A 23116-nucleotide genomic window follows, 5' to 3' on the forward strand; every position below is an offset into this window, starting at 1 on the left:
ACCCAACTGAAGCCAGATTAGCGAACGAACCAGCACCAGCAAGCCATGACATCGGGAATAAAAGCAATGCAACATTCGGACATTATTCCAGCCTGGGGAGGTCGGCTGGATGCGCTGGTGGAAAATAAACTGACGCTGAGCCACGAAGTGGCGGAATTACACCTGTACGAGACGTTTCAGCGCGCCCAACTGGTTGAACTGGAGTTTAGCTCACCGGTTTTGACGAGCATGCTGACCGGAAAAAAGGTGATGCACATCGATCAACTGAAACCGTTCGATTATTTACCGGGCGAATCACTGGTTTTACCGGCTAATATGTCCATGAAGATTGATTTCCCCGAAGCAACGATTCAGTCGCCAACGCGATGTATTGCCCTTACGCTTTCGGAAGAATTCATTCAACAAACGGTCAATCACCTCAATGAAGAATATCCGCGAACCGAGCCGAATGAACTATGGGAGGTTGATACCAATAATTATCACTTGCAGAACAACTTTGAAATCAGTGCGTTGATCGATAAAATCATCCGGCTTTACCGGGAAAACAATGTCCTGAAACCGTTTTTTATTCACAATTCCCTCGAAGAACTGGTTGTGCGGCTGATGCAAACGCAAGCCCGGCGGGTGCTGGTCGATCAGGCCCGGAAATACATGAACAACCACCGGCTGGCGTTCGTAGTAGAATACATTCGGAATAATTTGACGAAAGCATTGGCCATTGACGATCTGTCGAATCAGGCCTGCCTGTCCAAATCTCATTTCTTTCGGTTATTCAAAAACGAACTCGGGATTTCACCGATTCAGTTTATTCTTCAGGAACGCATCCGGCTGGCCAAACAGATTCTGAGCAATCCGTCCAAGTCGATCACGGATGCTTGCTTCGAATCTGGATTTAATAGTGTAACGCATTTCAGCAATGCGTTCCGAACGGTCGAGCACATCAGCCCCCGTCAATACAAGCAGCAATTGGGTTAGACGGTTTTAGTGTTCGTGCCGACTCATCCAGTCGTCCATCGAAAACTTTCCCGAACCAACAACCAGGAACATAATCATCAGAAACAGAACGACAACCGAGAGCCAGAGTTCGGAATTCAACGCGGAGAATCCTCGGCTGATGTTGACGAAAAAAACCGCTCCAATTAGAATGGGCAATTGAAGGGCAATTGCCAGTCGGGTCAGGCAGCCAGACGCAATCAGCAAACCGCCGACGAGGTGGGCAAAGGCGACGTAATGAACGAGAATAACCGGCGTCAGCCCAAACTTGCTTCCGCCGACGAGTGAGGAAAGGTAGGTGGTGTCTCCAATAAAACTAACTCCTTTCAGGAACAGAATGATTCCCAGCATAATGCGAAGTGCGTCAATCCAGGCGGGGTGATGCGTATCACCCCAATGCTCAACACGTTGTAGAACGTTCATGACTTAGCTGTTTAGGAAATAACTAGCCTAAGGTAGTCAAAAATTAGATAAAAGCAAGAATTTGTTGGAGAATTTATTATTGAGTGATTGTATGATCGATCGATTGAGTGAATAAATCAGAGATCATTCTTTTGTATTCGCACCATCACTCATCCACTTAATCGATCTATGAACTTACCGATTAAATGATTTTCGGGCATTTCGTGCTGCCGGCCAGCCGCGTCCGGCGCGGTTTGGGCATGCGCTTGCTGGTCACCCGGATGGTCTCCGGCACGACGGCTTTGGAAGGATTCGATACGACTTCCATGGTTAGAAGGTCGTCAAGGGGGCGGTAATCCGGTGGGGTAGGAGTGTCGGTCTGGATGGGGAAATAGTGGTCGCCGGGGAATTCGTAGCGGTCGAAATCGTAGTCGTAGAGGTAAATATTGATGTAGCCGTCTTTGCTATACTTCGAACTAATGGAGTTGGTGGGCATCAAATCCTGCGCCCGAATGATGTCAGGACGATGGGCCAGGGAGTCTTTAAAATACTCTTTATAAACTTTGTAGCGGTTAAACTGATACACCAGACTAGCCGAATCGATTGTCAGGGCAATGTTCAGGTAATGTTTGCCAAATTCCCCTTTTCCATTCCGGGCGTAGAGAACGCCGAGGTTGTTGATTGCACTTTTATCGAGATGACCCAGATAACTTTTAACGGCCTTGTCGTATTCTTCGGTGTTTTTATACACGTTCCCCAGGTTATTAAAGAACGTTTTGTGGGTCGAGTCGAGGTCGCGCGAGCGCTCATAATCCCGGACGGCCCGGTAATAATACTGTTTCGCGTTGTGTAAGTCTTTTTGTTTCTCGTATTTCAACGCCATGTAGGACCGCACGATGCCCAGGTTGTTATACAAAAAAGCTTTGTGATGGCCCCGGTTTATGACACTGTCCAGCACCGATTCAGCCTGTTCAATGCGGTCTTTTTCCAGCAACGAAATGGAAAGGCCGTTCAAGGCATTGATGTTTTGAGAATTATGGTGGAGCGCCCAGGAAAAGTTATCGTAGGCTTCATCCATATTCCCCGACTTCAGGTACATATTCCCCTTATTCGTCAGCATTTTATCATTTTGCGGAGACAGCCGGATGGCTTTTTCCAGATAAGCCAGCGTGTAGCGGTAGCTGTCTTTTTTGCGATACACTTCACTGGCTCCCGCATAAGCCGCCGGATGGTCTTTGTTTAAGCGCATAACCGTGCTCAAATTAACCAAGGCTGTGTCTAACTGGTTCAATTCCAGTTGGGTAAGTCCGCGACTAAGGAAGCAGTCCGCCAGATTTTTGTCTTTATCATCGAACAAATCCGGTGCTTTTGTGAAATGCTCCATCGCTTGTTCGTACAAGCCCTGCCGGTAACTGATCACCCCCAATCCGAGGTGGATGTGCGGGTTTTCCGGTTCCAGAGCCAGAGCTGCTTCAAACTCGATGCGGGCAGAGCGATAGTCCCGAATGCTGCACAGGGCATTTCCCAAACCGGTCCGGGCCTGAACCCACTGGGGACGGAACTGGACGGCCCGGCGAAATTCGGCGACGGCTTTCGTAAATTCTTTTTGTCCATAATATGCGTTCGCCAGACCGAATCGGGCGGGTGCCTGGAAACTTCGGTCGCCGGAGAGCAGGTATGTCGTAAACTTCGTGGCCGCTTCTTCGTATTTTTTTAGACCCAAAAGGGCATTTCCAATCCGAACTGGCAGCATTTTTTCGACTTCGGGTTCTTTTTCGATGGATTCGTACAGGTTAAGTGCCTCCCGGTATTTTTCCAAACCGAGCAATGCATCCCCTTTCGTCAGCCGGTACATCGGTTCGCCGGGCCGCATGCGCACGGCTTCGGAAGCGGCCCGGTGGGCTTCGTCGAATTGCCCCGCCTGCAGATGAGCTACTGCCCGATTAAAAGCAATTTTGTCGGCACCTTTTCCACCAGCGGTATTTTCCAGTAAAGCCAACCCCACTTTAACATCACCGCTGAGACAGAAAAAAACACCTTGATTCGCCTGGGCGTGCGCAAAGGAAGGAATCTGTTGCAGAAGACTACTGGCTTCTTCAAACCGTTTCAAACGACCCAGAATAATGGCCTGATTGTAGAGAAGTGTATCGGAAGGACGGCCTGCCGCGGCCCGTTGCAGGAGCTGAAGCGCACCGGAGTAATTCTTGTTTCGGGCCAGTTTGAGCGCCGTATTATTTAAACGGGGCACCGAATCGTTGTCAGTTTTTAAGTCGGGGGTCAGGTCAACTGTACGCCCTGCCACTGGTTGAAAAGCGATAAAGCACAACAACAGAAAGACAGAGCATAGCAATCGCAACATTAGCGGCATTTGTTAGGACGGGCAGGTGAAGATACGGTTTTTGGTTAAACGAGCCAAAGAAAGTGAGTTGCCGGTCAAATTTTGTGAGTATTTGGACTAATAAATAAAGTAAAAAGGCGTTTCAACGAAATTTCATAAGGGTTTCATGCAGAAGCATTTCGCATGAGTTTCTCGGGAAAAACATTAAATAGTACAAGTTTTTATTTTTGTTACACCGGCAAGCAGAAACCCATTTAATTGGGTAAGAAACCTTTATCTTCGATATAAACGAAAAAGCCGGGACTTGCCCGGCTTTTTCGTTTATAAGACTTTGGCATGAACCGGTTCTTTTTGTAACTGGTGTTGATACAAAAATTCGATCAAATCGGCCACGAGGCCCGTCCAGCCGGTTTGGTGATTGGCACCGAGGCCACTGCCGTTGTCGCCGTGGAAGTACTCGAAAAACAGGTGCAAATCCTTGAAATGCGGATCATCCTGGTATTTCTCGTAGCCGTTGTATGCCGGAATTTTGCCCGATTCGTCGCGCCGGAAAATATTGACCAGTCGTTCGGCTACCAAAACCGTAGCTTCCTTGATGCTCATAATCTGGCCGGAATTGGTCGGGTATTCAATCTCAAAATCGTCACCGTAATAGTTGTAGAATTTCAGCAATGAATCGATCAGCAGGTAATTAACCGGGAACCAGATGGGCCCGCGCCAGTTGGAATTACCGCCAAAAAGACTCGTTTCGGATTCGTTCGGGACGTATTTTACCTGGAAGATTTCACCGTTCAGATTGAACTCATACGGTTTTTCGCCGTGGTATTTCGACAGCGCCCGGATGCCATAATCAGACAGAAATTCCGTTTCGTCGAACATGCGCTTGAGCAACATCTTCATCCGATGACCGCGCAGCAGCGAAAGCAGGTGCGTGGCGCCTTTGCCCGGTTCGTGCCAGCGCGAAATCATCGACGCCAGATCCGGGCGGTTGGTCAACACCCACTCCACCCGGCGCTTGAAATCCGGCAGTTTTTCCAGCAAATCGTCATCCAGAATCTCAACAGCAAACAGGGGAATCAGGCCCACCATCGAGCGGATTTTCAGCAACATACTGGCGTTGTTGGGGGTATGCAGCACGTCATAATAGAACTGATCGTCCTCGTCCCACAGGCTAATGCCCTGTCCACCCAGGTTTTTCATGGCGGCCGCGATGTGCAGGAAGTGCTCGAAAAACTTGGAAGCCATGTCCTGGTACGTCGGCCGGGTCAGGGCAATTTCGCAGGAAATCCGGAGCATGTTCAGCGTGTACATGGCCATCCAGCCCGTTCCGTCGGCTTGCTCAATGTGTCCGCCCATCGGCAAAGGCTGGCTGCGATCGAATACGCCGATGTTATCGAGACCCAGGAAACCGCCCCCGAATACGCTGTTCCCACTGATGTCTTTCCGGTTTACCCACCATGTAAAGTTGAGCAGCAATTTATGGAACACCCGCTCCAAAAAGTTGATGTCGCCTTTGCCGTTCATATCCCGGTCGATTTCGTATACTTTCCAGGTCGCCCAGGCATGGACCGGGGGATTTACATCACTAAAATTCCATTCATAAGCCGGAATCTGGCCATTCGGGTGCATGTAATATTCGCGCAGAATAACCGCCAACTGACGCTTGGCGAAATGCGGATCGAGCCGGGCGAGCGTCAGGGTATGAAATGCCAGATCCCAGGCGGCAAACCACGGATACTCCCATTTATCGGGCATCGACAGAATGTTGGCAGTGTACATATGCCGCCAGCCCGAGTTGCGCTGGTAGGCCCGTCCATGAAACGGTGTGGGCATTTTAGGATCGCCCTTTAGCCATTCGTTAACGTTGTAATAATAGAATTGCTTGTTCCACAACATGCCCGCGTAGGCTTGCCGCTGGATAACCCGAAGCTCCGGATCGGTTATATTACTTTGCAACTGATCGTAAAACTCGTCCGCTTCGAGCAACCGCTGGTTAAAAATGGTGTCAAAGTCGGCAAAAGGTTGCCCGTTGTGGGTATCCTGACTAAACCGCAGCCGAATGGTGGTCGATTCGCCGGGCTGAATTGTGCGGGCGTAGCGGGCCGACGCTTTTGACCCGATTTGATTCGGATTAACGAATTTTTTCTCGCCCGACGTGATGTAATCGTTGATGCCGTCCTTGCAGAAGAGTGATTCATTGGGAATGCCGTAAAGCCGCTCCGTGTTGGTCTCGTTTTCGCAAAATACCAGTTCATCGGCGTCTTCACAATACAGTTTGTATTTTCCCAACAGCTTGTGATCGACCGCAATCTGGGTGGTCGAAATTCCGTTCAGGATCGGTTTATAGGCATATTGCTCGTACCCCCACGACCAGGTATTGCGGAACCAGAGGGTCGGCAACATCGTCAATTTGGCGGCTTTGCTGTAGCGGTTATACGCCGTAATCTTGATCAGAATGTCGTTTTCGTCGTTTTTGGCGTATTCGATGAAGATGTCGAAGTACTGATTCGAATCAAAAATACCGGTTTCGACCAGTTCAAATTCGGGCTCCAGGCGGTTTCGACGGCGACCTTCGTCCACCAGGCGGGTATACGGAAACGGTTGTTGCGGATACTTGTACAGCATCTTCATGTACGAATGGGTCGGCGTACTATCCAGGTAATAGTACAGTTCCTTCACATCCTCCCCGTGATTCCCTTCGGGACCGGTGAGGCCAAAAAGCCGCTCTTTGATGATGCTGTCATTGTGGTTCCAGAAGGCCAGCGCAAAGCACACGTGGCCTTTGTTGTCGGACAGACCGCCGATGCCGTCTTCGCCCCAGCGATACGCCCGGGAGCGCGACATGTCATGCGTAATAAACCCCCAGGCATTGCCGTGTACGCTGTAATCTTCGCGAACCGTGCCCCAGGAGCGCTCCGACAAATAAGGTCCCCACTTTTTCCACCCTTTGTTATCGGCGCGGGTATAAATTCGGTCGCGTTCGATGCTATTTCCCATCTTGAGGTTGTATTCCATGTGAAGCTTCAGGTACAGGTTGCGTCAAAATTCTATTTACACCCATTAGACGAGTAAACTGTCTTGAAGTCATTTATCGCCTTAATTTAGTATTCAGTTACAAGAATGGTGTCAAAACAAGCGTATAAATTTTATTTTTTTGCCCTGGAAAACACATCGAAAAGTGTCGATGTATCCATGTGATGTCGGATTGGCCCCGAATTGCCAGACAGAGAGCGGGAGGGTTTTCGTACTGAAAAGGAAGCAGCACATTATTCGCGCCACACTGAATGGTAACTGCGAAATGTTCTTATTCGGTCAAAGCGGTATTGTAATTCGACGACAAAAAGCAACGGGCGATATACTGTATACCGCCCGTAAAACGCTACTGATACGTTCTCCTTCAATCCGGATCTTTGGCGGGCGTATTGGTATTATTATCCCGTTCCGTTCGGGGATACGGCATAAAATTGCGGTTCCGTTCGCCGGTTACACTTGGCCCCGACCGACCGAAACGGCGGCCGTCTTCCAACCGAAAACCGCTGTAAGCCAGTTCAATCGCCCGGTTTTTATAAATCTCGTTGAGTACGTCGGCCGCAACTGCCGGACCCGCATAAGCCGGTAACCCGGCCCCAACGCCCCACACATCGGTGGCAGCGGTTTTGGTTAATACCTTGTTCAGTTCCGTAATGGCAGCGTTTACGTCGGTGGGGGCACCACCCGAACTAATCCCCCGGATCAGTGCTTCGGCCCGAATGAGCAACATTTCACCGGGTAAATAAACCGGGAGGGGAGCGTTGTTGGCCGTGGCAAAACCGGTTCCCAGATTGAGCGTTGCGCTGGCGGTTGGCCGCACATAAAACGGGATGCGTTTATCGGCCGGATCGGGGGTTAAACCGGCGGGCAAACCCAGCGTTGCACTAACCGGTTCGATGACGTTCCGATTGCTAAAGGCGGTTTCGTAAATTGGATTCCGGGTATTGTCGTCGAACGAGAAAAACGATTTTTTGGTCAGATCAACTTTGGCGGCTGCCGCTGCGGCTTTTGCGTAATCACCGGCAAATAAACTATTCCGGGCAATCAGTGCCTGAAGCGTATTCGGAATGTCGATACCGGTTACGATGCTGGTCGTAAATTTAACCGACAAAGGATTCGAGGCTACCAGGGTAGCGGCTGCTTCCAATTGCGTGACCGATTCTTTCAGTAATTGAACCCGCGGAACAAAGGGAGCATTTTCTCCTGCCTTGATGGGGGCCTGCTCGAAAAACTGCGCCAGCGTTCCCAATGAAAGCGCCTTGAAAATGGCCGCATAGGCAACAACTCCGCTTTTTGTTCCGGCTTCGGTTATTTTGTCGGCATTGGCCAGAATGATGTCTGAATTGGCATTGGTAATCAGGCAACTGGTCCAGAGTTGACGCACCACGGAGTTTGCGTTGGTCACGTTGGCCAATCCGGATTCCAGGGCGACCTCATCGACGTTTCCAGCGTTGAGTACGCGAAATTCGCGGGTGGTTAAACCGCCGGTTGCTACGGCATTGTATATCGCACCAAGCCGACCGGCCGTATACCGCGATTGAAGGCCATTCGCCATGGCAATCAAACCGTCGGGCGAATTGATGACCTGCTGTTCACTGGCCGAACTGGGGTTCAGGTATTCTTCGCGGCAGGCATTCTGGCTGAGCAGAATCACCACCAGACAAGCCATTAATTTATATTTTTTCAGGATCATGATCGTAAAAAGTTAGACAATGAATCGACATTCAGCACTTTGTCAGATTGATTAAAACGTCGCGGAAAGCTGTACCTGGTAGGTTCTCGGAATGGGTACGTTACCAAAATCGAGTCCCCGCACCAGATCCGACGTTCCGCCCGCGTTGGTTTCGGGATCAAAACCGGGGTATTTATCCCAGGAAATCAGGTTCCGACCAATCAGGGCAATGCTGAAATTGCTCATGTTTTTGACCAGAGCAGGCAGTTTATAGCTTAGTGAAAGCTCCCGAAGTTTGACAAAGGAACCGTCGTCGATGCGCCAGGCTTCGGTGTTGTAAATCGAGAAAATGTAACCACGGGGCAATTCACCTTTCAGCTCTTTCTCGGCGTAATCGCCAATTCCGACGCCCTGACGGGTTCTTTTATCCGCATTATAGACATCGAAGCCTTGAACGGCATCAAGCAAAATGCGCAGCGACAGCTTTTTGTAGGCCAGATTGCTGGAGAACGAGCCAGTCCACTTGGGGTTCGGGTTTCCAATAACCGCACTGACCGGCGTTCCTTTTGGTTGCCCATCGGGGCCGGTATGATCCACTACGTAATCGACCGATCCGGCCGTTTGCGTTCCGCGCTCAACCTGCGAAAATCCCTGCGCCGTCAACAACAGCGAACCGTCGGGATTTCGGGCGTAAGTCGTCCCGTAAAAAACACCCGCCGGTTGGCCTTTCAGCAAATAAACGGAACCGGCTGCGGTTCCGATGTTGATAACCGGGCTACCCAGTTCGAGGACTTTATTGCGGTTTCGGTTATACAGCAGGGAGAAATCCCAGCTCCAGTCCTTATTTTTGATTGGTGTCACATCCAGCGCGAGTTCGAAACCCCGGTTTTCCATCTTTCCGACGTTGTTCACGATGTTCGTACCGCCGTAGGAGGGAGCAAGGACCCGGTTTACGACCAGGTCGTTGATTTTCTGGTGATAAACCGTCGCCGTTACATTGAGTCGGTTGTTGAAGAAGGACAAATCGGCACCCCCTTCCAGTTCGGCCATCCGTTCCGGACGAACGCGCGGATTGGCCAAAACACCATTCGGAATAATGGTATTTTTTCCGAGGAAAGGAGTGGGTGAAAACTGCCAGAACCGGCTGTAGGTACCCAAACCGGATAAGTTACCGGATTCGCCGTAGGACGCGCGAAGTTTCAATCCGTTCCAGACGTTGTTAAACGAAACATCTTTCCAGAAATTCAAATCCGATACGACGAAGGAACCGCTGAATTTGGGGTAAATCTGGTTGGTTTCGGAGGGTGAAAATTTCGAGGAGCGATCGCGCCGAACGGCCGCCGTCAGGAAGGCCAGGTTTTTAAAACCGAGGGTTGCCTGACCAAAATAACCGCTCAGGTTATACCGATCGGGGGTGTAAGTGGCCTGAACGGTGGTGCTGGCAGCCCCGCTGACGGTTTCGATGAAAGGAGCGAGATTCTGCCCATTGGCTACCGATAAATCCTGCTGACTGTACTGGTAGTTAAAACCGGCAATGGCATTCAGTTTGAAATTTTCGTTGAACTGCCGCTCGTACGACACGTTGAAATCCGAGTTGAGCAGCATCACCTGGTTGTTGGCCGTTGCGGCAAAACCGGCCGGATACCGTTCCAGCGGCAAACCGGCAGCGGCCTGGTAAGGATAAGGCCGGATGTAATTTTGACCCACCTGCGAGTAGGAATCGACACCCAGAATCCAGTCGACGCTCAACCCTTTGACCGGAGTTAGATTCAACTGAACATCGCCAATCGTGCGGTTGGTGCTTTGCGTCGAGCGCATATCTTCGATGGTCGACAGCGGGTTGACCCGCGTCGGCTCAACGGCCAGCAGGTTTCCGGCCGCATCCCGTTTGGTGATGTCCCAGATGTTGTTGGTGATCGTAACCGAGTTGATCGGGCTGTAAAACACGTTACCGTTGGGTTTCTCGTTGGAAAAACTGTTGCTGTAACTCAGTCCGGCGGTCATTTTGGCCCAATTCGTCAACCGTTGATCGAGACGGGCGCGGAGGTTATATCGCTGGAAATCCGTGCCTTTCAGGATGCCCTGGTTGGATAAAAAGCCGAATGAAACGTAGTATTGCGTGTTTTCGCGGCCACCGGAAACCGAAATGGAGTTGTCGGTGCCGGTGCCGGTGCGGAATATTTCGTCAAAATAATCGTAGCGCGTCACATCGACCAGGTTGGACGCCAGGTTGGTGGTCGTTCCGTCCCGCACGACGGGCGTGGTTGTAACGCCGGGGTTAGCCGCGAGCTGCGCAGCAGTCGGAGCGCCGATGGTGTGCAGTCGCAGATCGGCAAAACCGAATTGCTTGGGGTACTTGGTGATGTATACTTTCTTACGCAGTTCGTTGATGTTGAAACTCGTCGAAAAGGTGACGCGCGGTGCGCCGGTATTCCCCCGCTTAGTTGTGATGAGAACCACACCATTTGCCGCCCGCGAACCATATTGAGCCGCGGCCGCTGCACCATTTAACACGTTGACGGTAGCAATGTCGGCGGGATTGATGTCCGCCAACCGGTTTTGGCTCGGATTGGCCTGGCCGATTTGATTGCCGACTGCCAACTGGGATACGTTGGTGCTGGCATTGCTGACAATGACCCCATCGACGACGTAAAGCGGGTCCGAAGAGCCGGTCAGGGATTTAATTCCGCGTAACCGAACCGAAATGCCGCCCGACGGGTCGCCGGAATTTTGGGTGATCTGGGCACCGGGCACTTTCCCCTGCAAGCTGTTGAGCAAACCACCCGTACCGGTTTGGGACAGGCTTTCGGCCCGAATCGTACTGATGGCGTTGCCGAGTTCGCGCCGGGAGGTTTGGGTGGTGGAGCCTGTGGCCACCACTTCGTCCAGATTCATGGCGTCTTCTTTCAGGGAAGCATTGGTTGTGATCGTTGGCTGACTACCCAGTGTAATGGTTTGCCGGATGGGCGCATAGCCAATAAAACTGAAATTGAGGGCATAGGTTCCGGTTGGGAGCGACACTCCAAACGAATAATTTCCGTTTTCATCGGTAGCCGAACCGATGGTGGTTCCGACAATGACGACGGTTACCCCGGGCAGGCCCTGAGCATTTGCGTCGGTGACGCGGCCGGTTAGTGTGTAGCGCTGATTCTGGGCTAAAGCAACATCCGAAAAACTCAGAATGGCGAGAAGGAGCCCGATGCAATGATAGCGGATCAAATAGATCTTTTTCATACGGTGGCAGAAAAAAGTGGTTAGATTTGGTCATAATTTCAACATTCTCCTCAACTTTCACAAATGAGAAAGCCGCTTCCGTTAAAGGTCCTGTTGAAAATGAGATGAGTGCAACGGGGGATACTTCTTTTGGGGCAAAACGGGGGAAATACCGGCAATGAACAATAATCACTCTTTTCGCAGCTGGTTTAATCGTTACAAAAAGAGATTTTCCCTGAGGTTTATTCGAAAACCGCTCACGACTTCTGATTCCAGAAAACCGTCTTTTAATTTTTGCGCCAGTTCGATAACATTTCCATTACGTAGGTATTGCTCGAACATACGGAATCAGGTAGCCCAAAAGATTCGTCGAAGCCATCCAGTGCCGACCGTAAACCGGTGAATGATGGACGATTTCGCCCAAAATAAATTCGACTTTCTGAGATTCATCTACGTCCGCCCAGAATTGATGACGGCGACGTTGCTCTTCCTGCCAGGAATTTTCAAGTTCATCCAGCCATTCGCGCAGATTAGGTGCTTTCAGTAAGTCATCGATGGGCGTCATGGGCTATTCGACATCCATATTTACAAATATAATAAGATTTCACCGCGACTGTTAGAATCCGGTTCCTACACTTTATTTTTGCGCACAAGGTTATAAGCCACCGGTTTTTCTCTTTATTCAAAAAAGTAAACCCTCCATAATGAAACTATTCCGCTTTGGCTCGCCGGAAAACGAGCGCCCAGGTGTCATGCTGCCTTCAGGAGGCAGCCTCGATGTATCGGCTTTTGGACAAGATTATGACGAAACGTTCTTTGCAACCAACGGTTTGGAGAAACTGGCTAACTGGTTGGAAACCAATGCCGCAAGTTGCCCCAATGTGTCGGGTAGCGTTCGTCGGGCGTCGTGTATCAAACGACCTTCCAAGATCGTCTGCGTTGGGTTGAACTACGCCAAACATGCTGCCGAAACCAATGCCCCGGTTCCTGCCGAACCCATTTTGTTCTTTAAATCCACAACCGCTCTGGTAGGCCCTGATGACAGTGTCGTGATTCCGAAAAAGTCCGAAAAAACAGACTGGGAAGTGGAATTGGCCATTGTGATCGGTAAAAAAGCCACTTATGTTTCCAAAGAAGATGCTTTCGAATACATCGCAGGCTATGCGGTTCACAATGATTACAGTGAGCGGGCGTTCCAGCTCGAACGCGGTGGTCAGTGGGTGAAAGGCAAAAGTGCCGATACCTTTGCACCCCTCGGGCCGTTTATGGTCACGAAAGACGAAGTGCCTAACCCCAATAAATTAGGTCTCTGGCTGCGGGTCAATGGCGAATTACTTCAGGACTCCAACACGGACGACATGATTTTTGACGTTCCGACCTTGGTCAGTTACATCAGCCAGTTCATGACGCTGCTTCCCGGCGACGTCATCTCAACGGGAACCCCCTCCGGCGTCGGCATGGGCCTTAAACCGCAGCGGTTTCTCAAACCCGGCGACGTTGTCGAACTCGGCATTGAAGGACTCGGAACTCAAAAGCAAACCGCACTGGCTTATAGTTAAATGAACAATTAAAAATGAACAATGAACAGCCTTTCGGTGCGGGTTCATTGTTCATTTTTAATTGTTCATTCTAATTAATAAAAACATGACAATTGATTCTCACCAGCATTTCTGGTTCTACAATCCGGAGCGGGACAGTTGGATTACGGAAGACATGCAGCGAATTCGCCGGGATTTTTTGCCTGCTGATCTGGAACCGGTTTTGAAACAGAATGGAATCGATGGCTGCGTGGCCGTTCAGGCTGATCAGTCGGAATCTGAAACCTTGTTTTTGCTTCAAATGGCCGAAGCCTATTCCTTCGTCAAAGGGGTGGTGGGCTGGGTTGATTTGCGGGCCGAAAACCTCTACGAACGGCTGGAGTTTTTCTCGCAGTTTGAGGAGCTGAAAGGATTTCGGCACGTTGTGCAGGGCGAACCGGAAGACTTTATGATGCGCCCGGAATTCATTCGCGGTGTTCGGCAATTGGCGGCTTTTGACCTGACGTACGACATTCTGATCTACCCCAATCAACTGAAAGCTGCCCTGCATCTGGTGCGGACGGTTCCCGAAGTCTCGTTCATCATCGATCACCTCGCCAAGCCGTATATAAAGGAGAATAAGATCAATACCTGGTCGAATTACCTGACCGAAATTGCCAAAAGTCCGAACGTGTATTGCAAAGTATCGGGAATGGTGACGGAAGCAGATTGGCACAATTGGAAACCGGATGATTTTCGACCGTATCTGGATGTGGTTTTCGAACAGTTTGGCCCCGAACGGATTGCTTTTGGCTCCGACTGGCCGGTTTGTCTCGTTGCCGCGGAATACGACCAGATGAAAAGCATTGTCGAGGACTACGTAAAACCGTGGGGCGAAGAAGTCCGGCAGAAAGTGTTTGGCGGCAACGCCGTTAAGTTTTATAGTTTATAGTAATTACGGCCGGAGCTACGCTTAAATCCGTAAAGTTTCCGGAATTGTTGACCCACATGAATTTAAAATCACGGACTAAAGTCCGTGGATACATTATGAACCTGAACCTACAAGACAAAATAATCATCGTTTCGGGCGGAGCGAAGGGCATTGGCGAGGGAATCTCGACCGTGCTGGCTGCCGAAGGGGCCATTCCGGTTATTATCGGGCGGAATGAAGCGGACAACCAGAAGGTCGTGTCGGCCATTACTGCATCGGGTGGCAAAGCGTTTCAGGTCGCTGCTGAACTAACCAAACCGGAAGAATGTAAAAAAGCCGTTGAGCAGACGCTGGCGCAGTTTGGCCGGATCGATGGCCTGGTGAACAATGCGGGCGTTAATGACGGTGTAGGGCTTGAAAAGGGTGATTATGAGCGGTTTATGCAGTCGTTGCATAAAAATATGGTTCATTATTATTTGCTGGCCCACCACGCCTTGCCCGCTTTGAAAGAATCCAAAGGAGCGATTGTCAATATTACGTCCAAAACCGCCGAAACCGGTCAGGGAAATACCTCGGCCTATGCTGCGGCTAACGGCGGTCGGAATGCCTTGACCCGCGAATGGGCGGTTGAATTACTGCCGTACAGCATCCGGGTCAACGCCGTTGTGGTATCGGAATCCTGGACACCCTTGTACGAAAACTGGATCAAGACGTTTGATAATCCGCAGGAGAAACTGGACAGTATTGTATCAAAAATACCGCTCGAAAAACGGATGACCACACCGGAAGAAATCGCCAACATGGTGGTCTTTTTGCTGTCCGATAAATCCAGCCATACGACGGGGCAATTGATCTATGTCGATGGGGGATACGTGCATTTAGATCGGGCATTGACGTAACCAATTTTAAACGTGATTGAGTGCTTCACCGTGCAATACATCGCAGGCAAATACAGACATCCTAATCCCCTGATTTTTCATGGCATCCGTACCGACTACATCTACCGCCCACTCCACGGGTACACGCGGTTATGCACTGGCATTTGCGCTGGTGACGAGCTTGTTTTTCCTGTGGGCATTCGTCCATAATCTGGAGCCCATTCTGATTCCTCACCTTAAAAAAGCCTGCCAACTAACTGATTTACAGTCGGCCTTGATTGACTCGGCGGTTTATTTGGGGTATTTCATCATGGCGTTGCCTGCCGGGTATGTCATGAAAAAGTATGGTTATCAGCGGGGCATTATTGCCGGGTTGCTCATGTACGCAGCGGGCGCTTTTCTGTTCGTTCCGGCGGCCGATACGCGGATGTACGGTTTTTTTCTGGCGGCTTTATTCATCATTGCGTCGGGCTGTGCGTTTCTGGAAACGGCGGCCAATCCGTACGTAACTATTTTAGGAAACCCGGCTACCGCAACAACCCGTCTCAATTTCAGCCAGTCGTTCAATGGGTTGGGTGCGTTTCTGGCCCCGGTTGTGGGCGGAAAAGTGATTCTGAGCGGCATCGAACATTCCGAAGCTGAACTGACGGCCATGTCGGCCGAGCAACTCAATACGTACCTGCAATACGAAGCCAATCAGGTCAAAATGCCGTATGTCGTTATCGGCCTGGTGGTGGTAGCCGTAGCTGCCCTGTTTATGTTCACGAAACTGCCGGACATCAGCGAAAAGGAGAAAAAAGCTCCCTCGTCGCTGGGCTCCGTATTTCGGCACCGGCATTTGCGACTGGGCGTCATTGCCCAATTTTTTTACGTCGGGGCACAAGTTTGCGTAACCAGCTTTTTTATCCGGTTTGCTAAATTTTCCAGCGATGTACCCGAAAAAACCGCGGCTGAATGGCTGGGTTGGGCCATGCTCGGCTTTCTGATCGGACGTTTTATCGGGACGTATCTCATGCGGTTTATACCGGCCAATCGGCTGCTCACCATCTACTCGCTCATCAGTGTGCTGTTGCTGCTGGTGGCGATGACCATGAAATCCGAAATAGCGGTTTGGGCCATTTTTGCGGTTCCCTTTTTCGAATCGATCATGTTCGCAACCATTTTTTCGCTGGGAATCAATCGCCTGGAAGAAGATACGGAGTTAGGCTCTTCGCTTCTCGTGATGGCCATTGCCGGTGGCGCTTTGTTTCCGGTCGCCATGGGATTCATTTCCGATCAAAGCAATATCAAAGTCGCTTACATTGTCCCGCTGCTCTGCTTCCTGGTTGTAGCGTATTATGGCTGGAAAGGATACAAACCGCAAATCAATGAATGAGTGAATAAGCAATTGCTCATTCACAATTAAAAACTATGCGCTACTGCTTCGCCCTTGACCTCGTCGACGATCCGGTTTTGATTGCCGAATACGAGAAGTACCACGAAAAATTGCGGCCTGAAATTGAGGAAAGCATCCGGACGGCTGGCATTACTGAAATGGAAATTTACCGAATCGGCAACCGGCTTTACATGATCATGGAAACCGATGAGACCTTTTCGTTTGATAAAAAGGCGGAAATGGACGCTGAAAACCCGAAAGTTCAGGAATGGGAAAACCTGATGTGGACGTATCAGCAGGCCCTGCCTATGGCAAAACCGGGCGAAAAATGGCTGTTGATGAAGAACATTTTTAAACTATGAGGTCGCGAAGTGGTTCGAAATCTGTCAGAAACAGGAATTGTACGTATTTTTGACGAAAATCAACCGTTGCGAATGTATGCGTGAATGTCTTTTTCTTGTCCTGCTATGTATTGGATTTTTTCAGGAAACGACGGCTCAATCCACTCTTACCATATTAACATACAACATCCATCACGGCACCAATACGTCAGAACACAATACCATTGTTCAGATTGGTCGATTGATTCGGGAATACAGTCCCGACATCGTTGCCCTGCAGGAAGTAGACAGTGTGACTGTCCGCAGCCGTAAACAGGATCATCTGGGCCAACTGGCGCGGTTGACTTCCATGTATCCTCTTTTCGGCAAAGCCATCGATTTTCAAGGAGGTAAGTACGGGACAGCTATCTTGTCGAAGTACCCTATCATTGCCAGCCAGAAAATGATGTTACCAAATCCGGATAAAACCGAACAACGGATTTTGCTGTGTGCGTATGTCGAAATGCCGAACGGGAAGACAATCCGGTTTTGCAATGCGCACCTCGACAGCGAATCGCCGTTGAACCGGAATCTCCAATTGACGTTTGTTGATAAAACCTTGGAAAACAGCATTCAGCCCGTTTTATGGTGCGGTGATTTTAATACTGATCCGGACGATCCGGAGGTTGAAAAACTCATGGATCACTGGGTCGATGCCGGAAAAGATTCCCACACATCCACGCTGGTGGGTACGGGGGCGCGGATCGATTATGTGCTGAGTCTGAAAAAAAGCGAGTTGGAGTTGACGCGATACCGGGTGTTGAATGTTCCTAAATTGTCGGACCATCTGCCGGTTTTGGCGACGTATCGTTTTCGAAAACCCAAAAAAAGCGGAAAGTAACTGGTTTCCGGACAACGGAAAAATTGATCCAGTTGTTATCAGTCTAAACCGCCCGATGTAAACTGCTCACTAGAAAATGAAAGTTGCTCTTTTTTTGCCGTGCTATGTCGACCAGTTCTACCCGAAAGTTGGCATTGCAACGCTCCAGCTTCTCGAAAAACTGGGTTGTACGGTGACGTATCCGCTTAACCAGACCTGCTGCGGTCAGCCAATGGCCAATTCGGGTTTTGAGAACCTGGCGCAGGATTGCAATGAACTGTTTGTAGAGAATTTTGGCGGAAGTTTCGATGCAATTATTTGTCCGTCAGGAAGTTGTGCGTTACATGTTAAACATCACCTGCATTCGGAAAAGCGGGAAAATGATGCGACGCACATCCGAAACCATATTTACGAATTAACCGAATTTTTGACCGATGTCCTGAAAGTGGAGCAACTACCGGCCCGGTTTCCGTACAAGGTGGGTTTGCACCAGAGTTGCCACGGGCAGCGCGGATTGCATCTTTCCCAGATGTCGGAACTGGTTGCTGCGCCGTATTCCAAGCCGGAAAAGCTGTTGAACATGGTCGATGAACTGGAACTGATCAACCTGGAGCGGAAAGACGAGTGCTGCGGTTTTGGCGGAACGTTCTGCGTCTTTGAAGAAGCGGTTTCGGCGCGCATGGGTGTTGATCGCGTGGAAGACCACGTGCGCAACGGGGCCGAAGTACTGACCGGTGGGGATATGTCGTGTCTGATGCACCTGGAGGGAATCGTTCGAAGGAATAAGTATCCGGTGAAAGTGATGCACATTGCCGAAATATTGAATCAGGCGTAATCGCTGTGAAAATGGATTTGTTTAATGTGAAAATACCCACTTTAGGCAAAGTCACGATCACACCAGAAAACGAAAAACTTCAGGAAGGAATGCGCCGGGCTGTTCAGCACGTTATTGAAAAGACTAAAAAAAAAGATGAAGAATTGGTGATAGCCCGCAATGGTAAACCTGTTCGGGTGAAAGCCCGTGATCTTTAAAAACGATGAATCACTCCGAGGCTGCCGAGAAATTTACAAAAGACGTTGATCGAACCACCTGGCACGATAAAACCCTGTGGTTTGTGCGCGAAAAACGCGACAAAGCGGTTTTTCAAATTCCGGAATGGGAGGCACTGCGCGAAGCCGGTTCCCGAATCAAGCACAATGCCTTGTCCAATCTGGATGAATACCTTCTTGAATTTGAGCAGAATGCCCTCAAAAACGGCGTGAAAGTTCACTGGGCCGCCGATGGGCATGAGCACAACGAGATTGTGTTGCAGATTCTGAAAGAAACCGGTGCTACTCAGATGGTCAAGAGCAAGTCAATGTTGACGGAGGAATGCCACCTGAACGAATTTCTGATTGAAAAAGGTGTCGATGTGGTCGATACGGATTTGGGAGAGCGCGTTGTGCAACTCGCCAATGAACCGCCCAGCCACATCGTCATGCCCTGTATTCACTGGAAAAAAGAAGAAATCGGAGAGTTATTTCACGAACACCTCGGGACGGAAAAAGGCGCATCGGATCCCAAATACCTCGCCGAAGCGGCCCGCCAACACCTGCGCGAAAAATTCATGACGCGTCGGGCTGCCCTCACGGGGGTCAATTTTGCCGTGGCCGAAACGGGCGGTTTTGTGGTTTGCACGAACGAAGGAAACGCCGACATGGGCGCTCACCTGGCCGACGTCCACATTGCCAGCATGGGCATCGAAAAAATCATTCCGAAAGCCCGGCACCTTGGTGTATTCCTGCGGCTTTTGGCCCGAAGCGCCACCGGTCAGCCCATTACAACCTATTCCAGTCATTTTCACCGGCCGCGTCAGGGACAGACGATGCACATTATTATCGTCGATAATGGTCGGACGACGCAATTGGGCCGCCCGGATTTTCGGAATTCGCTCAAGTGCATCCGGTGTGGTGCCTGCATGAACACCTGCCCGGTTTACCGCCGGAGTGGCGGACACAGTTACCACAATGCCGTTGCCGGCCCGATCGGTTCCATTCTGGCTCCCAATCTGGACATGCGGAAAAATGCCGATTTGCCGTTTGCCTCAACACTCTGCGGTTCCTGTTCCAACGTGTGCCCGGTCAAGATCGATATTCACGATCAGCTCTATAAATGGCGGCAGGTGCTGGCGGCTGAGGGCTATGTCGATAGCACGAAAAAGCAGGGGATGAAACTGATGGCGAGCGTGTTGAGCAATCCGAAACTTTTCCGTTTCTCCGGAAAAGCGGGTCGGACCCTGATGCGTCTGGCACCATTTTCGGTATCAAATCCGCTCAACCCGTGGTACAAACAGCGCGAAATGCCCGAGCCGCCCAAGGAAAGTTTCCGGGAATGGTATGTCAATAGAGAGAAGAAATAATTAACAATGAACAATGAATAATGAGTAATTAAAAGAGGTAACTGGCCTGTTTTGACGCTTCATTATTCATTGTTCATTTTTCATTTCAAAAATGAACAGTCGCGAACGTATTCTTGCTGCCATTGGCCAGAACAAACCGGCGTATCAACCGTTGCCGGAGGTAGCCACTTTCCAATCGGATTATCCGGATTTGGTCGCTAAGTTTTCAGAAATTCTCCGGTTTATTGGCGGATTACCGGTATTGGTAGCGGATTATGAAGAAGCTGAAAAATACATTCGCCAGACTTACAGCGACTTACCCAGAATCGTGAGCAAGGTGCCCGCGCTTTCTCATCTGGCCACCACCGAATGGGACGTCGTTGATCCGCATCAACTGGAAACTGTCGATCTGGCTATTGTTCAGGGCGTATTCGGTGTGGCTGAAAACTCCGCCATCTGGGTGCCGGAGGAGCGGGGCGGCCACCGGGTTTTGCCCTTTATCTGCCAGCATCTGGTTCTGATTCTGAACGCATCCGATATCGTTCCGAACCTGCACGACGCCTATGAACGATTGAAAGTGGGGGAGTCCGGTTTTGGGGTATTTATTGCCGGTCCCTCGAAAACGGCAGACATCGAACAGTCGCTGGTCATTGGGGCCCATGGCGCGCGGAGCCTTTCGGTCGTATTGTTACAAAATTCATAACTAAAAAGTGAAAGGCCATATTGTAAAAACCGTATATTGGGCGAAAACGGGCAGCAACGTGGCAACCATTTATCTAGATACCTGCACTCTGCGGTCCTGGCGCGATGGCGATGAATTTTCGTTATCCGAGCAGGCCAACAATCGGAAAATCTGGGACCGGGTCCGTGATTTTTTTCCGCATCCCTACACCGTGCGCGATGCCAGCTCCTGGATTCGAATGAATCGCTCCTATCAGCAACCGGTCAATCTGGCCATCGACATTGGCGGAAAAGCGGTTGGAAACGTCGGGTTTACGATTAAGGAAGATATTTACCGCCACAACGCCGAAATCGGTTACTGGCTGGGGGAGTCGCATTGGGGGCAGGGGATCATGACCGAAGTGCTTCCGGCGATGGTCAATTATATCTTTACCAATTTTCAGGTAAACCGTCTGTTTGGCTGCGTGCTGGAAGGCAACAGCGTATCCATGCGGGTGTTGGAACAGGCCGGATTTCGGCCCGAAGCCGTCCTGAAAAAAGCCGCCATCAAGAACAATCAATACCTCGACGAACATATATTTGCGATCCTCCGCGAAGAATTTGTTGCCCGGCAGGGGCGTATTTCCCTCGCCGGAAAGCAGTAGGGTTTCCCGGAAAGTTGTTTCTTTGCAATCATGCCAAAAATTGTAATTGCCATCGACGGCTTCTCCAGCTGCGGAAAAAGTACGACGGCCAAGCAGGTTGCAGCCCGAATGGGTTACGCTTACATTGATACGGGCGCCATGTATCGATCCGTCACGTTGTATTTTCTGGAGAACCACATCGCCCTAACAAATCCGAAAGCGGTTTTGGATGCCCTGCCGCATATTCATATCACCTTTAATTTCAACCCGAAAACCGGTCGGAACGAAACGTGTCTGAACGGATTGAATGTTGAAGAGGAAATTCGGAAAATGTATATTTCCAATATCGTCAGTGAAGTCAGTGCGATTCCGGAAGTGCGGTATGCAATGGTGGCCCAGCAGCAGAAACTGGGCCGTCGGAGAGGGGTGGTTATGGATGGCCGGGATATTGGAACGAAGGTATTTCCAGACGCCGAGCTGAAAGTGTTTATGACGGCCGACGCGGTGATCCGGGCGCAGCGCCGTCAGATCGAATTGCTGCAAAAAGGCGAAATGATTGGGCTGGATGTTATTCTCGAGAACCTGAAAAAGCGGGATTTCATTGACAGCAATCGGAGTGAAGGTCCGCTACGGAAGGCAGAGGACGCCATTGAACTCGATACATCCTATCTAACGCTGGACGAGCAGATCGATTGGGTTATTCAGCAGGCTGACGAAAAAATCTCCAGCCTTCACCGCAAAGGGCACTTCAAACCCATCATTGCATGACCGCTGATTACCTGATTGTCGGACAAGGGATTGCGGGTTCCGTGCTGGCCTGGACCTTACACCAGCGGGGTAAAAAGGTGGTACTGGTCAATTCTCCCAAGCGACCGTCGGCCTCGCTGGCGGCTGCCGGAATTTTTAATCCGTTGACGGGTAAGAAACTCGTCCGAACCTGGAAAGCCGATCAATTATTTCCTTTTCTAAAGACATTCTACGGAAGCTTGGAGCAGGAGCTTGGCATCCGGTTTTTACATACCACCACTATTTACCGGCCTTATCGTTCGGTCGAAGAACAAAATACCTATCTGGCCCTGACCGCAGACCCGGCCATTCAGCCGTATGTGAATGAATGGGTGGATAACCAGTCGTATCGGCCATACATCCATAATCCATTTGGCGGCCTGGAGGTCACGCAGGCGGGTTGGGTAGACGTACCGGTTTTTTTAGAATCCATTCGGGGTTTTTTTCGGGCAAGATCGCAATTTGTTGAAACGGATTTTGATTTTAAAGAACTGGAGGTCCGCGAAGAGGGGGTTTTATGGCGGGGACAGTCGTTTGGTAAACTAATTTGCTGTGAAGGCCCGCACGCCCGCGAAAATCCGTTTTTCGATTGGCTACCGTATAATCCGGTAAAAGGACAGCTGCTGGAGGTCCGGATGGACCGATATCCCATCACCAATATCGTCAATCAGGGCGTGTTCATAATGCCCGTTGAATCAAATCTTTACCGAATTGGGGCAACCTACACCTGGCATGATATCGATTGGCAAACAACGGAGGATGGAAAAGCGTTTTTAATACAAAAATTACATGGTTTGTTGAAAGTGCCGTATGAGGTAGTTGGGCAGGCAGTTGGTATTCGTCCGGCAACGAAGGATCGGCGGCCGTTGATCGGTTTGCATCCGGTTGAATCGGCAGTCGGAATTTTCAACGGTTTGGGTACCAAGGGCGTATCCCTGGCCCCCTTTTTTGCCGACCAGTTCGCCGACTTTCTGGAAGGTCGGAAAGAATTAGACCCGGAGGTGAATATTGAGCGCACCTTTTCGTTATATTACAGTGGAAAAAATGTCGTTTAGGGTTTGATTCAACTCTTTTTGTTGTCATTGCTCCACTTCGTTGG

Annotated in this window: 20 protein-coding genes; 14 read left to right on the plus strand and 6 right to left on the minus strand. The window is 50.2% G+C overall.

What is annotated here, in order from left to right; genetic code table 11:
- The first annotated feature begins 66 nt into the window (after positions 1 to 66).
- Complete coding sequence (locus tag EHT25_RS00735; RefSeq protein WP_124873414.1) at positions 67 to 975, plus strand: AraC family transcriptional regulator; 909 nt, start codon at positions 67 to 69, stop codon at positions 973 to 975.
- A gap of 6 nt (positions 976 to 981) precedes the next feature.
- On the opposite strand, the gene EHT25_RS00740 is transcribed toward EHT25_RS00735, so the two are convergent.
- The 6 genes from EHT25_RS00740 to EHT25_RS00765 form a co-directional block, all read right to left on the minus strand.
- Positions 982 to 1416, minus strand: a complete 435-nt coding sequence (locus tag EHT25_RS00740; protein WP_124869163.1) for a DoxX family protein — start codon at positions 1414 to 1416, stop codon at positions 982 to 984.
- A 181-nt stretch (positions 1417 to 1597) separates the two neighbouring features.
- Entirely contained in the window at positions 1598 to 3643 is a 2046-nt protein-coding gene (locus EHT25_RS00745; protein WP_221622228.1) for a tetratricopeptide repeat protein, read from the minus strand.
- Between the two features lie 411 nt (positions 3644 to 4054).
- Positions 4055 to 6748 (minus strand): MGH1-like glycoside hydrolase domain-containing protein, encoded by a 2694-nt coding sequence (locus EHT25_RS00750; RefSeq protein WP_229311388.1) that lies wholly within the window; start codon positions 6746 to 6748, stop codon positions 4055 to 4057.
- A 382-nt stretch (positions 6749 to 7130) separates the two neighbouring features.
- The gene (locus tag EHT25_RS00755) at positions 7131 to 8456 is read right to left on the minus strand and encodes a RagB/SusD family nutrient uptake outer membrane protein (protein WP_310588707.1); all 1326 of its coding nucleotides are present in this window, start codon (positions 8454 to 8456) and stop codon (positions 7131 to 7133) included.
- Positions 8457 to 8507: 51 nt separating this feature from the next.
- Positions 8508 to 11669, minus strand: coding sequence for a SusC/RagA family TonB-linked outer membrane protein (locus tag EHT25_RS00760; protein ID WP_124869168.1), 3162 nt, complete (start codon positions 11667 to 11669; stop codon positions 8508 to 8510).
- A gap of 298 nt (positions 11670 to 11967) precedes the next feature.
- A complete protein-coding gene (locus tag EHT25_RS00765; RefSeq protein ID WP_124869171.1) occupies positions 11968 to 12213 on the minus strand; it encodes a hypothetical protein in 246 nt (81 codons plus the stop codon).
- A gap of 139 nt (positions 12214 to 12352) precedes the next feature.
- Between EHT25_RS00765 and EHT25_RS00770 the strand changes: the two genes are divergently transcribed.
- The 13 genes from EHT25_RS00770 (at position 12353) to EHT25_RS00830 (ending at position 23072) form a co-directional block, all read left to right on the plus strand.
- Entirely contained in the window at positions 12353 to 13207 is an 855-nt protein-coding gene (locus EHT25_RS00770; protein ID WP_124869174.1) for a fumarylacetoacetate hydrolase family protein, read from the plus strand.
- Between the two features lie 85 nt (positions 13208 to 13292).
- Positions 13293 to 14117 (plus strand): amidohydrolase family protein, encoded by an 825-nt coding sequence (locus EHT25_RS00775; protein ID WP_124869176.1) that lies wholly within the window; start codon positions 13293 to 13295, stop codon positions 14115 to 14117.
- Positions 14118 to 14212: 95 nt separating this feature from the next.
- Entirely contained in the window at positions 14213 to 14995 is a 783-nt protein-coding gene (locus tag EHT25_RS00780; protein WP_124869180.1) for an L-fucose dehydrogenase, read from the plus strand.
- Positions 14996 to 15074: 79 nt separating this feature from the next.
- Complete coding sequence (gene fucP / locus EHT25_RS00785; protein WP_124869184.1) at positions 15075 to 16349, plus strand: L-fucose:H+ symporter permease; 1275 nt, start codon at positions 15075 to 15077, stop codon at positions 16347 to 16349.
- Between the two features lie 35 nt (positions 16350 to 16384).
- On the plus strand, positions 16385 to 16711 hold the full coding sequence (locus EHT25_RS00790) for an L-rhamnose mutarotase (protein WP_124869187.1): 327 nt from the start codon (positions 16385 to 16387) through the stop codon (positions 16709 to 16711).
- A 76-nt stretch (positions 16712 to 16787) separates the two neighbouring features.
- Positions 16788 to 17570 carry an endonuclease/exonuclease/phosphatase family protein gene (locus EHT25_RS00795; RefSeq protein WP_124869190.1) on the plus strand — a complete coding sequence of 261 codons (783 nt, stop codon included), beginning with the start codon at positions 16788 to 16790 and terminating at the stop codon, positions 17568 to 17570.
- 76 nt (positions 17571 to 17646) lie between these two features.
- Entirely contained in the window at positions 17647 to 18384 is a 738-nt protein-coding gene (locus EHT25_RS00800; RefSeq protein WP_124869194.1) for a (Fe-S)-binding protein, read from the plus strand.
- A gap of 11 nt (positions 18385 to 18395) precedes the next feature.
- Positions 18396 to 18581 (plus strand): DUF8506 family protein, encoded by a 186-nt coding sequence (locus EHT25_RS00805; protein ID WP_124869197.1) that lies wholly within the window; start codon positions 18396 to 18398, stop codon positions 18579 to 18581.
- A 5-nt stretch (positions 18582 to 18586) separates the two neighbouring features.
- Entirely contained in the window at positions 18587 to 19948 is a 1362-nt protein-coding gene (locus EHT25_RS00810) for a lactate utilization protein B (RefSeq protein ID WP_124869200.1), read from the plus strand.
- 91 nt (positions 19949 to 20039) lie between these two features.
- Complete coding sequence (locus EHT25_RS00815; protein ID WP_124869203.1) at positions 20040 to 20630, plus strand: LutC/YkgG family protein; 591 nt, start codon at positions 20040 to 20042, stop codon at positions 20628 to 20630.
- A gap of 7 nt (positions 20631 to 20637) precedes the next feature.
- A complete protein-coding gene (locus EHT25_RS00820; RefSeq protein WP_229311389.1) occupies positions 20638 to 21252 on the plus strand; it encodes a GNAT family N-acetyltransferase in 615 nt (204 codons plus the stop codon).
- A 30-nt stretch (positions 21253 to 21282) separates the two neighbouring features.
- A complete protein-coding gene (cmk, locus tag EHT25_RS00825; RefSeq protein ID WP_124869206.1) occupies positions 21283 to 21999 on the plus strand; it encodes a (d)CMP kinase in 717 nt (238 codons plus the stop codon).
- Positions 21996 to 23072 (plus strand): NAD(P)/FAD-dependent oxidoreductase, encoded by a 1077-nt coding sequence (locus EHT25_RS00830; RefSeq protein WP_124869209.1) that lies wholly within the window; start codon positions 21996 to 21998, stop codon positions 23070 to 23072. Before cmk ends, EHT25_RS00830 begins: the two co-directional genes overlap by 4 nt.
- Positions 23073 to 23116: the final 44 nt, after the last annotated feature.

Source organism: Larkinella rosea (assembly GCF_003858635.1).
In the GTDB taxonomy this organism is placed as follows: domain Bacteria; phylum Bacteroidota; class Bacteroidia; order Cytophagales; family Spirosomataceae; genus Larkinella; species Larkinella rosea.

Excerpts from the sequence above, each read along its gene's own strand:
- cmk (WP_124869206.1), top strand. The coding sequence starts at position 21,283 with ATGCCAAAAATTGTAATTGCCATCGACGGCTTCTCCAGCTGCGGAAAA.
- EHT25_RS00770 (WP_124869174.1), top strand. The coding sequence starts at position 12,353 with ATGAAACTATTCCGCTTTGGCTCGCCGGAAAACGAGCGCCCAGGTGTC.
- EHT25_RS00800 (WP_124869194.1), top strand. The coding sequence starts at position 17,647 with ATGAAAGTTGCTCTTTTTTTGCCGTGCTATGTCGACCAGTTCTACCCG.
- EHT25_RS00735 (WP_124873414.1), top strand. The coding sequence starts at position 67 with ATGCAACATTCGGACATTATTCCAGCCTGGGGAGGTCGGCTGGATGCG.
- EHT25_RS00795 (WP_124869190.1), top strand. The coding sequence starts at position 16,788 with ATGCGTGAATGTCTTTTTCTTGTCCTGCTATGTATTGGATTTTTTCAG.
- EHT25_RS00830 (WP_124869209.1), top strand. The coding sequence starts at position 21,996 with ATGACCGCTGATTACCTGATTGTCGGACAAGGGATTGCGGGTTCCGTG.
- EHT25_RS00755 (WP_310588707.1), bottom strand. The coding sequence starts at position 8,456 with ATGATCCTGAAAAAATATAAATTAATGGCTTGTCTGGTGGTGATTCTG.
- EHT25_RS00750 (WP_229311388.1), bottom strand. The coding sequence starts at position 6,748 with ATGGAATACAACCTCAAGATGGGAAATAGCATCGAACGCGACCGAATT.
- EHT25_RS00780 (WP_124869180.1), top strand. The coding sequence starts at position 14,213 with ATGAACCTGAACCTACAAGACAAAATAATCATCGTTTCGGGCGGAGCG.
- EHT25_RS00765 (WP_124869171.1), bottom strand. The coding sequence starts at position 12,213 with ATGACGCCCATCGATGACTTACTGAAAGCACCTAATCTGCGCGAATGG.
- fucP (WP_124869184.1), top strand. The coding sequence starts at position 15,075 with ATGGCATCCGTACCGACTACATCTACCGCCCACTCCACGGGTACACGC.
- EHT25_RS00805 (WP_124869197.1), top strand. The coding sequence starts at position 18,396 with ATGGATTTGTTTAATGTGAAAATACCCACTTTAGGCAAAGTCACGATC.
- EHT25_RS00790 (WP_124869187.1), top strand. The coding sequence starts at position 16,385 with ATGCGCTACTGCTTCGCCCTTGACCTCGTCGACGATCCGGTTTTGATT.
- EHT25_RS00760 (WP_124869168.1), bottom strand. The coding sequence starts at position 11,669 with ATGAAAAAGATCTATTTGATCCGCTATCATTGCATCGGGCTCCTTCTC.
- EHT25_RS00810 (WP_124869200.1), top strand. The coding sequence starts at position 18,587 with ATGAATCACTCCGAGGCTGCCGAGAAATTTACAAAAGACGTTGATCGA.
- EHT25_RS00740 (WP_124869163.1), bottom strand. The coding sequence starts at position 1,416 with ATGAACGTTCTACAACGTGTTGAGCATTGGGGTGATACGCATCACCCC.
- EHT25_RS00815 (WP_124869203.1), top strand. The coding sequence starts at position 20,040 with ATGAACAGTCGCGAACGTATTCTTGCTGCCATTGGCCAGAACAAACCG.
- EHT25_RS00775 (WP_124869176.1), top strand. The coding sequence starts at position 13,293 with ATGACAATTGATTCTCACCAGCATTTCTGGTTCTACAATCCGGAGCGG.